The sequence below is a fragment of the Streptomyces olivaceoviridis genome, from assembly GCF_014650115.1.
GTDB lineage: Bacteria > Actinomycetota > Actinomycetes > Streptomycetales > Streptomycetaceae > Streptomyces > Streptomyces olivaceoviridis.
Map to the genome: position 1 here is coordinate 176,477 of NZ_BMUI01000009.1, position 14,496 is coordinate 190,972.

Here is a 14,496-nt window from a genome sequence, read left to right on the forward strand (position 1 = left end):
GATACAGTTGCGCCTCCCGGCCAGAAGTTCGACAGGGGTGGCCGGGGTTGGCTGGGGGGTCGACGGGCGGCCGGTTACGCCCGGGGTTGGACAACGGCATGACTTCAGTGGGTTCCGTGCGGACCGGGGGGCGGCGCGCGGCGCGCCGGAGTGGTGGGCGGCGACGGGCCGGGCGGGGCGGGAACCCCGCGCTCGGACTGCTGCCGCTGCCGCCGACGGACCGGGAGAAGTACTCCTACGCGCACCGGCACCTGTGGATCCTGACCATCAGCTCGCTGGTCAGCTTCTGCTGTCTGGTGGTGAGCCAGTTCAAGCTGGCCCAGTCCACGCCGGTGCTGTGGATCTACACGCCGTTGCTGGTGTTCACGGTGGTCTACTACCTGGTGTCGCTGCGGGTGAACGGCTTCACCCGGGACTTCGACATCGCCCACCACCGGCGGCTGGTGCAGAACTGGCGGCCCGAGGTCTACCCGTCCGTCGACGTGTTCCTGCCGGTGTGCGGGGAGCCCATCGAGGTGCTGCACAACACCTGGCGGCACGTGCGGGCGATGGCCGACCGGTACCCCGGGGTCTGCGTGCCGTTCGTGCTGGACGACGGCGCGAGCCCGGAGCTGGCCGCGATGGCCCGGGACTTCGGGTTCCGCTACGGCACCCGGGAGAACCGGGGCTGGTTCAAGAAGGCCGGCAACCTGCACTTCGGCTTCGCCCAGTCCGACGGCGAGTACATCCTCATCCTGGACGCCGACTTCACCCCGCGCGCCGATCTGCTGGAGGAACTGCTGCCGTACATGGACGCCGATCCGCGGATCGGCATCGTCCAGTCCCCGCAGTACTTCCGGGTGCTCGACTCGCAGAACTGGATCGAGCGCGGCGCGGGCGCGGTGCAGGAGCTGTTCTACCGGTCCGTGCAGGTGTCGCGGCAGGGCAGTGACGGCGCCATCTGCGTCGGTTCCTGCGCGATCTACCGGCGGGCGGCCCTGGAGACCAACGGCGGCACCACCCTGATCGAGCACTCCGAGGACGTGCACACCGGCTTCGACCTGCGCGGGCTCGGCTGGGACCTGAGGTACGTCCCGGTCGCGGTGTCCACCGGGGTGTGCCCGGACACCGCGGGCGCCTTCTTCAACCAGCAGTACCGCTGGTGCTCGGGCTCGATGAGCCTGCTCGGCAGCCGCAAGTTCTGGCGGGCGAAGATCAGGCTCTCCAGCCGGCTGTGCTACATGTCCGGGTTCTTCTACTACATCCACACCGCGCTGTTCACCTTCGCGGCGCCGGTCATCCCGATCGTGCTGCTGCTGATGATGCCGGAGAAGCTCAAGGTGGAGCATCTGCTCCTGGTGCTGCCCAGCATCCTCTACACCACGATCGTCTTCCCGATGTGGCACCGGGCGCCGTACCGCCTGGAGGCGTGGGCGGCCCGCATGATGTACGGCTGGGCGCACGTCTTCGCCATCTGGGACATCCTGCGCAAGAACCGGATGGGCTGGCAGCCGACCGGTTCCTCCGGCGCCAAGAAGAACAAGACGCGGCGCTTCTGGATCGGCATGTGGGCCTGGAGCGGCGGCACGGCACTGATCTGGGTCACCGCGGCGGTGTACCGGACGTTCACCATGAACGCCCCGGACTTCGCCCTGATCCTGTCCTCCGGGTTGTTCTACGCGCTGGTCGTGGGCCGGGTCCTGGTCCAGCCGCGCTCGGGGGCGGAGGCTGCCTGATGCGACTGGCGAAACGATTCCGCAGCGGCGCCGCGGCCCGGCTCGGCCGCGGCCGTACGCTCCGGTTCCACCGCGGCCGGCCGACCCGCGCCGCGCTGGCCGGCGTCCTCGCCGGTGTCCTCGCGCTGAGCGGCTGCTCGCTGCTCGGCGACGACTCCGGCGACTCGCCGGCGTCCGGCGGCACCGCCGCCCCGCACGCCACGGACGGCGCCGGCCAGGACGTCCCCTACGACGTCACCCCCCTGCTGAAGCCGGCGAAGAAGTACTTCGGCGCGTCGGTGCCCGGCGCGCCGACCTCCATGAAGAACGTCGACGCGTACACGAGGATGACCGGCAAGCAGCCGAACCTGGTCGAGTACTACGCCGGCTGGGGCGACGGCTTCGACGCCACCGGGGTGCGCAACGCCTGGGCCGAGGGCGCGCTGACGCTGATGTCCTGGGAGCCCTTCGACACCTCCCTCGCCGACATCGCGGCGGGCGAGTCGGACGCGTACCTCAAGGAGTACGCGACCGCGGTCCGCAAGCTGAACCTGCCCGTGGTGATCGACTTCGCGGACGAGTTCAACGGCCACTGGGAGAAGTGGGGCACGAAGGACGTGACCCCGGCCCAGTACGTGGCCGCCTGGCGGCACATCCACCAGACCTTCGTGGACGCGGGCGCCACCAACGTCATCTGGGCCTGGTCGCCCAACATCGTCAACCCGGTCCCGGACGTGAAGCTCAAGCCGTACTACCCGGGCGACGCCTATGTCGACTGGGTCGGACTGATCGGCTACTTCACCGCCGGCGAGGACAACTCCTTCGACAGCGTCTTCGGGACCACCCGCGACCGGGTCCGCACCTTCACCAAGAAGCCGATCCTGCTGCTGGAGACCGGCGCCGTGCCCGGCGAACGGCGGCGGGCCGACATCCGCAACCTGTTCGCGGGCGTCGCGGCGGACGACGACATGCTCGGCTTCATCTGGTTCAACCACAAGAAGCGCGCCGACTGGCGGCTGGAGGCGAGCCCGCTGGCGCTGAAGGAGTTCAAGCGCCTGGCCGCCGACGACCGGTTCGGCTTCGACGTACGGAAGCCGTCATGAGTTCACGACCCGAGTACTACGTCCCGCAGCCGTACGACCCGTACGCGGACGACGACCCGCAGGGCGGCTGGTTCAACTCCGACGGCTTCGTCCCGCGCCGGTCCCAGGGCTACGAGACGGCCCAGGGACAGGTGACACCCCAGGGCCATGCCGCGCCCGAGGGGTACGACGCTCCCCAGGGCCATGTCGCGCCCCAGGGGTACGACGCTCCCCAGGCCCACGACGCCGCCCAGGGGTACGACTACGACCCCCGGACCTCTCCGTACCAGCAGCAGGACGACCAGCCGACGTACGCCCTGCACACGGTCGCCGAGCCGGCCGCGCCCGCCGAGCCCGGGTACACCGTGCCCGAGACGCCCGAGGTCGGCTGGGACATGGCCGCCAGCCGGCGGCGCGCCTGGGTCAGCCGAGCGGTGCTGCTGTTCGTCCTGGCCGTCCAGGCGGTGCTCTCGCTGCGGCTGTCCAACACGGCGTTCCAGGACGAGGCCCTGTACCTGGCCGCCGGACACGCCGAGTTGCAGCACCTGCTGCACGGCACCCCGCTGCCCATCGACTACGGGGCGTACTTCTCCGGCTCGCCGCAGCTGTACCCGGTGCTCGCCGCCGCCGTCGACGGCCGCTTCGGGCTCACCGGGGCCCGCGTCCTGAGCCTGGCGTTCATGCTGGGCACCACCGCGCTGCTGTACTCCTTCACCCGGCGGCTCTTCAACGAGCGGGCCGCGCTGGCCGGCGCGGCGCTCTTCGCCGTGGTCCAGTCGACCATCGTCATGGGGTACTTCGCCACCTACGACGCCGCCGCGGTGTTCCTGCTGGCCCTGGCCACCTGGATCGTCGTCCGCACCGACCGGGCGCCCGTGGCCGCCGTGCTGCTCGCCGCGCCGGTCGCCGTCCTCGCCGTCGGCGTGAAGTACGCGGCGGCCCTGTACCTGCCGACCATCGTCGTGCTCGCCCTGCTCACCGGCTGGCCGCACAAGGGCCGCAAGGCCTTCCTGAGGATGCTGCTCCTCGCGCTCGGCATCGGCGCCCTGCTGGCGGCCGGCATGTACAGCACCGACCTGCTCGCCGGTGTGCGGCAGACCACGACCAACCGCGCCCACGGCTCCGACAGCGCCGCCTTCCTGCTCCAGCGGTCGGCCCAGTGGGGCGGCCTGATGTTCCTCACGGCCGTCGGCGGCGCCCTCTCCTACGTGCGGCGCAGCCGGATGAACGAGTCGCCGGCCGCCCAGCGGCTCGGCAACCCCGGCTGGCGCTGGCGGGCCCTGCTCGGGCTGGTGCTGTGCGGCACCGCGCTGCTCGCACCCGCCTACCAGATGCACCTGGGGACCGTGGTCTCGCTGTTCAAGCACGTCGGCTTCGGCCTGCTGTTCGCCGCGCCGATGGCCGGTGTCGGCGTGACCCGGCTGATCGGGGCGCACTTCCGCTATCCCCAGCTCGGCATCATGCTGTGGACGGCGACGCTCTGCCTCGGCATCCAGCAGGCGGACTGGCGCTTCGGCGTCTGGCCCGACTCCTCGAAGATGATCCAGGTCATCGACTCCCACGTGGACCGCAAGGGCCACTACCTCGCCTCGACGCCCGAGGTGCCCGTCTACTACCTGCGCGACAAGACCAGCCACCGGCAGTGGCAGGGCGTCTTCGCGCTGGAGTACACGGACCGGAAGGGCACGTACCACAAGGGTGACGCCGCCTACCGCGCGGCGCTGCGCGACGGCGAGTTCGACCTGATCGTTCTGGACGGTCTCACCAACCCCCGGGTGGACGGCGTCGTCGCCGCCGCGGTCAAGGGCAATCCGCACTACCGGCTCCTCGCCGACCTGCCCTTCCGCAACTCCAGCGGCACCGGCCACTACCGCATCTGGGTCAAGACCGCCTGAGGCACCCGAAGCATCCGAAGCAAGAAAGGCCGTTCCCTTGCGGCTCACCGTCATCGGCACCGGCTACCTCGGTGCCACCCACGCCGCCTGCATGGCGGAACTCGGCCACGACGTGCTCGGCGTCGACGTCGACCCGGAGAAGGTCGCCGCGCTGAGCGCAGGGCGTGTGCCCTTCCACGAGCCCGGACTGCCCGAGCTGATCGCGAAGCACACCGCGAGCGGCCGGCTGCGCTTCACCACCTCCTTCGCCGAGGCCGGGGCCTTCGGCGAGGTGCACTTCGTATGCGTCGGCACCCCGCAGCGCGCGGACTCCGGCGCCGCCGACCTCGGCCACGTCGACGCGGCCTTCGCCGCCCTGGCCGCGCACGCGGCGCCCGACGCGCTGGTCGTGGGCAAGTCCACCGTGCCCGTCGGCACGGCGGAGCGGCTGGCGCGGACGTACGCCACCGAGGTCGCCTGGAACCCGGAGTTCCTGCGCGAGGGCTTCGCGGTCGAGGACACGCTGCGGCCGGACCGGCTGGTGTTCGGCGTGGAAAGCGCCCGCGCCGAGACGATTCTCCGCGCGGTCTACGCCCCGGTCCTCGCCGCCGGCACCCCGCTCGTCACCGCCGACTTCCCGACCGCCGAGCTGGTCAAGACGGCCGCCAACGCCTTCCTCGCCACCAAGATCTCCTTCATCAACGCGATGGCCGAGGTCTGCGAGGCGGCCGGCGGAGATGTGCGCACCCTCGCCGAGGCACTGGGCCACGACGACCGGATCGGTCCGAAGTTCCTGCGCGCCGGGATCGGCTTCGGCGGCGGCTGCCTGCCGAAGGACATCCGTGCCTTCGCGCACCGCGCCGACGAGCTGGGCGTTCCGCTGACCTTCCTGCGCGAGGTCGACGCGATCAACATGCGGCGCCGGGACCGGGTGGTGGAGCTGGCCCGCGAGCTGTGCGGGCCGGACGTGCTCGGCGCCCGGGTCACCGTCCTCGGTGCCGCCTTCAAGCCCGGCTCCGACGACATCCGGGACTCGCCGGCGCTGGCCGTGGCGGCCCGGCTGCGGCTGGAGGGCGCCGACGTCACCGTCCACGACCCCGAGGCGATGGACAATGCCCGCAAGGCGTTCCCGTTGCTCGGGTACGCGCTGAGCCTGGAGGACGCGCTGCGCGGGGCCGACCTGGTGCTGCATCTGACCGAGTGGCCGCAGTTCCGGGCGATCGACCCGGAACGGGCCGCGGCGCTGGTGGCCCGCCCCCGGATCGTGGACGGACGAGGGGTGCTCGACGCGGACCGCTGGGCCGCGGCGGGCTGGCGGCTTTGGGCGCTGGGCACTCCGGCGCCCGTAGGGGAGGGACACTGATGGCACAGGACGAGCTGCCGGTCACCGTGGTGATGCCGACGTACAACGAGGCGGCGAACCTGCCGGGGATGGCCGAGGCGGTGCTGGGACTGCCGCTGGACGGGCTGCACCTGAAGGTCGTCGACGACTCCAGCCCGGACGGCACCGGGCGGATCGCCGAGGAACTGGCGGCGGAGTACAACAGCGGCGGGCGGCGCCGGATGAGTGTGCTGCACCGCACCGAGAAGGACGGGCTGGGACGGGCGTACACGGCCGGGATGTCCGCCGCTCTGGCGGAGGGCGCCGCGTACGTCGTCCAGATGGACGCCGACGGCAGCCACCCGGTGGAGGCCGTGCCCCGCATGCTGGCGGCGGCCCTCGCCTCCGGCGCCGGTCTCGTCGTGGGCAGCCGGTACGTCGAGGGCGGCTCGCTGGACGAGCGGTGGGGCGCGCACCGGGTGCTGCTGTCCCGCTTCGCCAACCGGTACGCGCGCGCCGTGCTCGGCACCGAGATCCAGGACATCACGGCCGGCTTCAACCTGTGGTCGGCGGCGACGCTCAGGGACGTGGACCTGTCGTCCCTGGACAGCGCGGGCTACAGCTTCCAGGTGGAGCTGAAGTACAAGGCCGTACGCGCCGGGCACACGGCCGTGGAGATCCCGATCCGGTTCGCCGAGCGGACGGAGGGTGCCTCCAAGATGACCCTGCGCACCCAGCTGGAGTCGGCCGTGGTGCCGCTGCGGCTCCGGCTGAAGCGGCAGTAGGCGCGCGCCCGGCTACCGGGCGGCGGCCGAGGCCTGGACCTGGCCGCGGCGGTGGATCTGGTTGGCGGTGAACTGGGCGAGGTCGTTGCCGGCGGCGAACACCTTGGTGTCCTTGGTCGTGACGTCCTTGCCGCTGGTGAAGCCGGAGATCGTGAAGTAGGCGTAGCGGCCGTAGGCGTTCCTGGTCGAGCGGCAGAACGCGCCGTCGCAGAAGGGCTTGACGCCCTTGCCGAACAGCGAGCGCACGATGCTCCGGTCGTCGGTCCGGCCCTTGGCCTTGGTGGCCCGGTCGGCGTCGTCGAAGACGGCGACGCCCACGGTGACCGCGATGCCGCCGTTCGTGTAGGTCACGCGCATCAGGCGGGTGCAGCCGTTGCCGGTGAGGATCTTGGGGAGGGTGCCGCCGGCGGCGGTGGCACAGCTCTCGGTGTCGGCCGTCGGGCCCTTCTTGTACACCGTGCCGCCCATGGTCAGCTGCGTGCCCGGGAACAGGGTGTCCGGGCTCAGCGGGGCGGTGTCCTTCTTGGCGCTGGATATGAAGTCCGTGGGGTCCAGCGGCGGCGGCGCGCTGGTGGGCGCGAAGGACGGCGTCGCGGTGCCCGTGCCGGGCAGCGATCCGCTGGCGGGCAGGTTGCTGGGACCGGCCTGCGGGTCACCGCCGTTCGCGGAGACGACGGCCAGGGCGACCGCCGTGCCTATCGCGACGGTGGCGAGCGCGCCGCCGGCTATGAACAGCAGTTTGCGGCGCTTGTTCCGTGTCTCCGAGGCCTCGGCGAGCGCGGCCCAGTCGGGGGTCCCGTCGTCGGATCCGCTGTTCCACGGCTGCTGGGAATTCGGTTTCCAGGGATCCCATTGAGACTGGGGTCCCCCCTGCCCGTAACTCATGGGGCGCATCTTAGACGGGGGGCCGGTGGTGCGGGGTCCCTCTGACGGCCTGCCTCGTTTTGACCCGTCCGGGGCCTGCCCGGTAACCTACTTCTTCGTTGTGTATTGGCTTGCTCATTCTCACGGGACGGGCCCTTACACCGGTCCACCGGGCCGATGACCAGCGACCCCACGCACGCGGTTTGCGTCGCCGCCGTGGGTCAAGGCTGTCGTGATCGTTTCGGTGACCTTGTTTAGGACCATTCACTCGAAGCGAAGGCTACGAACCGTGCGTACGTACAGCCCCAAGCCCGGCGATGTGACGCGCCAGTGGCACGTCATCGACGCTCAGGACGTTGTCCTGGGTCGTCTCGCCACCACCGCTGCGACCCTCCTCCGGGGCAAGCACAAGCCGATCTACGCGCCGCACGTCGACGCTGGTGACTTCGTCATCATCATCAACGCCGACAAGGTGCACCTGTCCGGCAACAAGCGGACCCAGAAGATGGCGTACCGCCACTCCGGTTACCCGGGTGGTCTGCGCTCCGTCCGCTACGACGAGCTGCTCGACAAGAACCCCGAGAAGGCCATCGAGAAGGCCGTCAAGGGCATGCTCCCCAAGAACTCCCTGGGCCGTCAGATGCTCTCGAAGCTGAAGGTCTACAAGGGTGACCAGCACCCGCACACCGCCCAGCAGCCGGTGCCGTTCGAGATCACCCAGGTCGCGCAGTAAGTCCGGCCACCCCCTAAGACTGAAGAGAATCTGAGGAGAATCGTGGCCGAGACCACTGCCGAGCAGCCGCTCGAAGAGCTTGACATCGACAGCTACACCACCGAGTCCGAGGTCCCCGTCGAGGGCGAGTACACCTCGGAGTCCCTGGCCTCCCGCTTCGGCGAGCCGCAGCCGGCCGCCGGCCTGGGCCGCCGCAAGAACGCCATCGCCCGCGTCCGGATCGTCCCGGGCACCGGCAAGTGGAAGATCAACGGTCGCACCCTTGAGGACTACTTCCCGAACAAGGTGCACCAGCAGGAAGTCAACGAGCCGTTCAAGGTCCTGGAGCTTGAGGGCCGTTACGACGTCATCGCCCGCATCGCGGGTGGCGGTGTCTCCGGCCAGGCCGGTGCGCTCCGTCTCGGTGTCGCCCGCGCGCTGAACGAGGCCGACGTCGACAACAACCGTGGCCCGCTGAAGAAGGCCGGCTTCCTGCGCCGCGACGACCGCGCGGTCGAGCGGAAGAAGGCCGGTCTGAAGAAGGCCCGCAAGGCCCCGCAGTACAGCAAGCGCTAATCAGCAGCTGCCTGCTCGTACTCCGAACGCCCCGGCGGCACGCCACTTGTGCCGTCGGGGCGTTCGTTTATCCCCGCCAAGGGCGTATAACGACACAAGGCGCTCAAAGGCTTGTGTGATCGGATGTCATGGCGTCCGCCATCATCCCGGCAGCAAGGACGCTTCCTCAGGAGGACAAGTGGGACGACTCTTCGGCACGGACGGCGTGCGCGGTGTCGCCAACGCGGATCTGACGGCCGAGATGGCGCTCGGCCTCTCCGTCGCCGCGGCGCACGTGCTGGCCGAGGCGGGCACCTTCGAGGGTCACAAGCCGACGGCGGTGGTCGGACGGGACCCGCGCGCGTCCGGGGAGTTCCTGGAAGCCGCGGTGGTCGCCGGCCTGGCCAGCGCCGGCGTGGACGTCCTGTGCGTCGGCGTGCTGCCGACGCCCGCGGTGGCACACCTGACCGGAGCGCTCGGCGCCGACCTCGGCGTGATGCTCTCCGCCAGCCACAACGCCATGCCGGACAACGGCATCAAGTTCTTCGCGCGCGGCGGCCACAAACTCGCCGACGAGCTGGAGGACCGGATCGAGGCGGTCTACGACGCGCACCGGCACGGCGAGCCGTGGGAGCGTCCGACGGGCGCCGGGGTCGGGCGCGTGCGGTCGTACGAGGCGGGCTTCGAGAGTTACGTCGCCCACCTGCTCGCGGTGCTGCCCAACCGGCTCGACGGGCTGAAGATCGTCCTGGACGAAGCGCACGGCGCGGCCTCGGGGGTCTCGCCGGAGGCGTTCGCCCGGGCCGGTGCCCAGGTCGTCACGATCGGCGCCGAGCCGGACGGCCTCAACATCAACGACGGCTGCGGCTCGACCCACCTGGACAAGCTCAAGGCCGCGGTCGTCGAGCACGGCGCGGACCTCGGCATCGCGCACGACGGCGACGCCGACCGCTGCCTGGCCGTGGACCACACCGGTGAGGAGGTCGACGGCGACCAGATCCTCGCCGTGCTCGCGCTGGCGATGCGGGAGCGTTCCGCACTGCGCTCCGACACCGTCGTCGCGACCGTGATGTCCAACCTCGGCTTCAAGCTGGCCATGGAGCGCGCGGGCATCCGGCTCGTGCAGACGGCCGTGGGCGACCGGTATGTGCTGGAGGAGATGAAGGAGCACGGATACGCCCTCGGCGGCGAGCAGTCCGGGCACGTCATCATCCTCGACCACGCGACCACCGGCGACGGCACGCTGACCGGGCTGCTGCTGGCGGCCCGGGTCGCGGAGACCGGCCGTACGCTGCGGGAGCTGGCCTCCGTCATGGAGCGGCTGCCGCAGGTGCTGATCAACGTGCCCGACGTGGACAAGTCGCGGGTGCGTACGTCGGCCGACCTCGCCGCCGCCGTGTCCGAGGCCGAGCGGGAACTCGGCGAGACCGGGCGGGTGTTGCTGCGTCCTTCCGGTACCGAGCCGCTGGTGCGGGTGATGGTCGAGGCCGCCGACATCGAGCAGGCCCGCTCTGTCGCCGGGCGGCTCGCCGACGCCGTGAAGTCGGCCCTCGGATAGTTCCGGGTCCGGGTCCGGGGCGCGGGGACCTGTGCGGGCGCGGGCCGCGGCCCCGCCGTGGCCGATCGCGCGGTCCCGCGCCCCTGGGCCGGCTGCGTCGCCCTCAGCGGGGGCGCCGCCGCTGTCTCGACCAGAAGTACTTCTGCGCGAGCAGGGTGAGCGTTCCCGCCAGGATGATGCCCAGCAGGTTCAGCAGGAGCTGGGCCGTCGAGCCGCTCGTCTGGGACGTGTCGCCGTAGGCCAGAGCCACCGCCGCGTTGGCGGCGGCCGGGACCGTGGTCACCGAGATGGCGACACCCACCAGCGCGCCCGACTTGGCGGAGGTCAGGGACAGCGTGCCGGCGATGCCGGCGAGGACCGCCACGATGAGCGAGAAGGCGTCCGGGGCGTACACGAAGGCCGTGTTGGGGCGCTCGCCCTCCAGGTCGGACCGGTGGAAGAGCCCGATGGCGTCCATGAACAGGGTGAAGCCGACCGTCACCGCCATCGCCAGCGCGAAGCCCACCAGCAGCGCGGTCAGCGAGCGCCGTGCCAGGCGCGGACGGCGTCGCACGAGGGCCGTGCAGATACCGGCCAGCGGGCCGAACTCCGGCCCCACCGCCATCGCGCCCACGATCAGGATCGCGTTGTCCAGCACGACACCGCAGGCCGCGATCATCGTGGCCAGGGTGATGAAGGCCGCGTAGGTGACCGACAGCGTCGACTCCTCGTGGGTGGCCTCGGTCAGGCCCTCCCACAGCACCGCGTCCGCTCCCTCTCCCGGCGCCTCCTCCTCGGCCTCCTCGGCCCGCCGGGACAGGGAGAGGTCGATGGTCTCCACGGCGATCGAGCCGGTGTCGTCCAGGCCGAGACGCCGTAGCCCGGCGATGAGTTCGTCGCCCGCCTCGCGGGCCACGTCGCACAGCACGACATCGCCGGCGGGGTCGCGGGCGGCTCCGGGCAGGACCACGAGGTGGGTGGTGCCGACCGTCGTCTCGATCAGGCGGACCACCTCGTCGGTCCGTTCCGCGGGGGTGATCAGGCGCAGATGCAGCATGCGCCCATCCAACAGGTACCGCTACAGCTTGCGGAGCCTGAGGCGCTGGACCGTGTGGTCCTGGCCCTTGCGGAGGATGAGGGTGGCCCGGCCGCGGGTGGGGGCGATGTTCTCGACCAGGTTGGGCTTGTTGATGGTCCGCCAGAGCGTGCGGGCGTAGTCCAGGGCCTCCTCCTCGGAGACCTGGGTGTACTTGCGGAAGTACGAGTTCGGGTTCTGGAACGCCGTCTGGCGCAGCTTCTTGAAGCGGTTGAGGTACCAGCTCTCGATGTCGTCGGTGCTCGCGTCGACGTACACACTGAAGTCGAAGTAGTCGGCGAGACCGACCCGGGTGCGGCCGTCCTTGCCGGGCAGGGCGGGCTGGAGGACGTTCAGGCCCTCCACGATCAGGATGTCCGGGCGGCGGACGGTGAGCTTCTCGCCGGGCACGATGTCGTAGATGAGGTGCGAGTAGACCGGCGCGGACACCTCGCCCTTGCCGGCCTTGATGTCGGCGACGAAACGGGTGAGGGCCCGGCGGTCGTAGGACTCGGGGAAGCCCTTGCGCGACATCAGGCCGCGAGCCTCCAACTCCCGGGTGGGCAGCAGGAAGCCGTCCGTCGTGACCAGCTCCACGCGCGGGTGCTCGGGCCAGCGGGAGAGCAGGGCCTGGAGCAGGCGGGCGACCGTGGACTTGCCCACGGCGACCGAGCCGGCGACCCCTATGACGAACGGGGTCCCGGACTGGGAGCCCTTCTCGCCGAGGAAGGTGTTCAGCGCACCCCGGAGGCCGTCCGTGGCGCCGACATAGAGATTGAGGAGCCGGGAGAGCGGGAGGTAGATGTCCCGCACCTCGTCCAGGTCGATGACGTCGCCGAGGCCACGGAGCTTCTCCACCTCCTCGGCGGTGAGCGGCAGCGGCGTCTTGTCGCGCAGCGCGCTCCACTCGGCGCGGGTGAGGTCGACGTAGGGAGTCGCCTCCGGCCTGTGCCGGTGGGCGCTCCGGGGCATCGAGGAGACCGGTGAGATCACAGTCCATTGTTAACGGAGTTTGAACGGCACGGCGGGTGGGGTCCGTCACGCACGTCATTCCGGCCGTCACTGGCCTTCGTACGACGGTGGGAATTTCCGATTTCGGGCAGACGGAGGCCGTTTTTGATCGTTATCGGCCCGTAGGCTGCCGCTCATGTGCGGAATCGTGGGATACGTAGGGTCGCAGTCGGCGCTCGATGTCGTGATGGCCGGGCTGAAGCGGCTGGAGTACCGGGGTTACGACTCGGCGGGTGTCGCCGTACTGGCGGACGGCGGGCTGGCCGCAGCGAAGAAGGCCGGGAAACTGGTCAACCTGGAGAAGGAACTGGTCGAACGGCCGCTGCCGGCCGGGACGACCGGCATCGGCCACACGCGCTGGGCCACGCACGGCGGCCCCACGGACGCCAACGCGCACCCGCACCTGGACAACGCGGGCCGGGTCGCGGTGGTCCACAACGGCATCATCGAGAACTTCGCGGTGCTGCGCGCCGAACTGGCCGAGCGCGGCCATGAGCTGAACTCCGAGACGGACACGGAGGTCGTCGCCCATCTGCTGGCCGAGGAGTTCTCGGCGACCGCCGACCTCGCCGAGGCCATGCGGCTGGTGTGCCGGCGGCTGGACGGCGCGTTCACGCTGGTCGCGGTGCACGCCGACGATCCGGACGTGGTGGTCGGCGCCCGCCGGAACTCCCCGCTGGTGGTGGGCGTTGGAGAGGGCGAGGCGTTCCTGGCCTCCGACGTGGCCGCGTTCATCGCCCACACGCGGTCGGCGGTCGAGCTGGGCCAGGACCAGGTGGTGGAACTGCGACGCGACGGCGTCACGGTCACGGGCTTCGACGGCCGCCCGGCCGAGGTCCGCTCCTACCACGTGGACTGGGACGCCTCGGCGGCCGAAAAGGGGGGGTATGACTACTTCATGCTCAAGGAGATCGCCGAACAGCCCAAGGCGGTCGCCGATACGCTGCTCGGGCGCATCGACCCGTCCGGCTCGCTGACCCTGGACGAGGTGCGGATCAGCCCCTCCGAGCTGCGCGAGATCGACAAGGTCGTCATCGTGGCGTGCGGTACGGCCTTCCACGCGGGCCTGATCGCCAAGTACGCCATCGAGCACTGGACGCGGATCCCGTGCGAGGTGGAGCTGGCCAGCGAGTTCCGCTACCGGGACCCGATCCTGGACGGGCGGTCGCTGGTGATCGCCATCTCCCAGTCCGGCGAGACCATGGACACCCTGATGGCGCTCCGGCACGCCCGCGAGCAGGGCTCGAAGGTGCTGGCGATCTGCAACACCAACGGCTCGACGATCCCGCGCGAGTCGGACGCCGTGCTGTACACGCACGCGGGCCCCGAGGTCGCCGTCGCCTCCACCAAGGCGTTCCTGACCCAGCTGGTCGCCTGCTACCTGGTCGCGCTGTACCTGGGCCAGGTGCGGGGCACCAAGTGGGGCGACGAGATCCAGGCGGTGATCAAGGACCTGTCCCGCATCTCGGAGGAGGTCGAGCGGGTCCTGGAGACCATGGAGCCGGTGCGGGCGCTGGCGCGGACGCTGGCCGACAAGGACACGGTGCTGTTCCTCGGCCGGCACGTGGGCTACCCGGTGGCCCTCGAAGGCGCGCTCAAGCTCAAGGAACTGGCCTACATGCACGCCGAGGGCTTCGCGGCCGGCGAGCTCAAGCACGGCCCGATCGCGCTGATCGAGGAGGACGTGCCGGTGGTCGTCGTCGTCCCGTCCCCGCGCGGCCGGTCGGTCCTGCACGACAAGATCGTCTCCAACATCCAGGAGATCAGGGCGCGGGGTGCCCGGACGATCGTGATCGCGGAGGAGGGCGACGAGGCGGTCGTCCCGTACGCCGACCACCTGATCAGCATCCCGGCCACGCCCACCCTGCTCCAGCCGCTGGTGGCCACGGTCCCGCTCCAGGTCTTCGCCTGCGAGCTGGCCACGGCCCGGGGCAACGAGGTGGACCAGCCCCGCAACCTGGCCAAGTCGGTCACGGTGGAGTGAGG

The 14,496-nt window shown here is 70.7% G+C and carries 12 protein-coding genes; 9 read left to right on the plus strand and 3 right to left on the minus strand.

Features of this window, described 5'->3' with window-relative positions; genetic code table 11:
- The first annotated feature begins 296 nt into the window (after positions 1-296).
- Genes IE273_RS19575 through IE273_RS19595 form a run of 5 tightly spaced genes read left to right on the plus strand, consistent with a single transcriptional unit; the run spans position 297 to position 6,756 of the window.
- Entirely contained in the window at positions 297-1,715 is a 1,419-nt protein-coding gene (locus IE273_RS19575; protein WP_189816550.1) for a glycosyltransferase family 2 protein, read from the plus strand.
- On the plus strand, positions 1,715-2,797 hold the full coding sequence (locus tag IE273_RS19580) for a glycoside hydrolase family 26 protein (protein ID WP_189816462.1): 1,083 nt from the start codon (positions 1,715-1,717) through the stop codon (positions 2,795-2,797). Before IE273_RS19575 ends, IE273_RS19580 begins: the two co-directional genes overlap by 1 nt.
- Complete coding sequence (locus IE273_RS19585) at positions 2,794-4,671, plus strand: glycosyltransferase family 39 protein (RefSeq protein ID WP_189816463.1); 1,878 nt, start codon at positions 2,794-2,796, stop codon at positions 4,669-4,671. The genes IE273_RS19580 and IE273_RS19585 overlap by 4 nt, the downstream gene beginning before the upstream one ends.
- 37 nt (positions 4,672-4,708) lie before the next feature.
- Positions 4,709-6,013 carry a UDP-glucose dehydrogenase family protein gene (locus IE273_RS19590; protein ID WP_189816464.1) on the plus strand — a complete coding sequence of 435 codons (1,305 nt, stop codon included), beginning with the start codon at positions 4,709-4,711 and terminating at the stop codon, positions 6,011-6,013.
- Complete coding sequence (locus IE273_RS19595) at positions 6,013-6,756, plus strand: polyprenol monophosphomannose synthase (protein ID WP_189816465.1); 744 nt, start codon at positions 6,013-6,015, stop codon at positions 6,754-6,756. The genes IE273_RS19590 and IE273_RS19595 overlap by 1 nt, the downstream gene beginning before the upstream one ends.
- A gap of 12 nt (positions 6,757-6,768) precedes the next feature.
- On the opposite strand, the gene IE273_RS19600 is transcribed toward IE273_RS19595, so the two are convergent.
- Positions 6,769-7,641, minus strand: a complete 873-nt coding sequence (locus IE273_RS19600) for a hypothetical protein (protein ID WP_189816466.1) — start codon at positions 7,639-7,641, stop codon at positions 6,769-6,771.
- 268 nt (positions 7,642-7,909) lie between these two features.
- Here IE273_RS19600 and rplM point away from each other — a divergent pair, with 268 nt between their 5' ends.
- From rplM to glmM, 3 genes are all read left to right on the plus strand, one after another.
- Positions 7,910-8,353, plus strand: a complete 444-nt coding sequence (gene rplM / locus IE273_RS19605; RefSeq protein WP_189816467.1) for a 50S ribosomal protein L13 — start codon at positions 7,910-7,912, stop codon at positions 8,351-8,353.
- Positions 8,354-8,395: 42 nt separating this feature from the next.
- Entirely contained in the window at positions 8,396-8,908 is a 513-nt protein-coding gene (rpsI, locus tag IE273_RS19610) for a 30S ribosomal protein S9 (RefSeq protein ID WP_003998795.1), read from the plus strand.
- A 178-nt stretch (positions 8,909-9,086) separates the two neighbouring features.
- On the plus strand, positions 9,087-10,445 hold the full coding sequence (gene glmM, locus IE273_RS19615) for a phosphoglucosamine mutase (RefSeq protein WP_189816468.1): 1,359 nt from the start codon (positions 9,087-9,089) through the stop codon (positions 10,443-10,445).
- Positions 10,446-10,548: 103 nt separating this feature from the next.
- Here the strand turns inward: glmM and IE273_RS19620 are convergent, their stop codons facing one another.
- The gene (locus IE273_RS19620) at positions 10,549-11,481 is read right to left on the minus strand and encodes a DUF389 domain-containing protein (protein WP_189816469.1); all 933 of its coding nucleotides are present in this window, start codon (positions 11,479-11,481) and stop codon (positions 10,549-10,551) included.
- A 21-nt stretch (positions 11,482-11,502) separates the two neighbouring features.
- On the minus strand, positions 11,503-12,471 hold the full coding sequence (gene coaA, locus IE273_RS19625) for a type I pantothenate kinase (RefSeq protein ID WP_189816551.1): 969 nt from the start codon (positions 12,469-12,471) through the stop codon (positions 11,503-11,505).
- Between the two features lie 175 nt (positions 12,472-12,646).
- On the opposite strand from coaA, the gene glmS reads away from it, so the two are divergent.
- Positions 12,647-14,494 carry a glutamine--fructose-6-phosphate transaminase (isomerizing) gene (gene glmS, locus IE273_RS19630; RefSeq protein WP_189816470.1) on the plus strand — a complete coding sequence of 616 codons (1,848 nt, stop codon included), beginning with the start codon at positions 12,647-12,649 and terminating at the stop codon, positions 14,492-14,494.
- Positions 14,495-14,496 lie beyond the last annotated feature (2 nt).

Bases quoted from the DNA above. Each gene is read 5' to 3' on its own strand.
- IE273_RS19620 (WP_189816469.1), bottom strand. From the start codon at position 11,481: ATGCTGCATCTGCGCCTGATCACCCCCGCGGAACGGACCGACGAGGTG.
- IE273_RS19600 (WP_189816466.1), bottom strand. From the start codon at position 7,641: ATGAGTTACGGGCAGGGGGGACCCCAGTCTCAATGGGATCCCTGGAAA.
- glmS (WP_189816470.1), top strand. From the start codon at position 12,647: ATGTGCGGAATCGTGGGATACGTAGGGTCGCAGTCGGCGCTCGATGTC.
- coaA (WP_189816551.1), bottom strand. From the start codon at position 12,471: ATGCCCCGGAGCGCCCACCGGCACAGGCCGGAGGCGACTCCCTACGTC.
- IE273_RS19580 (WP_189816462.1), top strand. From the start codon at position 1,715: ATGCGACTGGCGAAACGATTCCGCAGCGGCGCCGCGGCCCGGCTCGGC.
- IE273_RS19595 (WP_189816465.1), top strand. From the start codon at position 6,013: ATGGCACAGGACGAGCTGCCGGTCACCGTGGTGATGCCGACGTACAAC.
- IE273_RS19585 (WP_189816463.1), top strand. From the start codon at position 2,794: ATGAGTTCACGACCCGAGTACTACGTCCCGCAGCCGTACGACCCGTAC.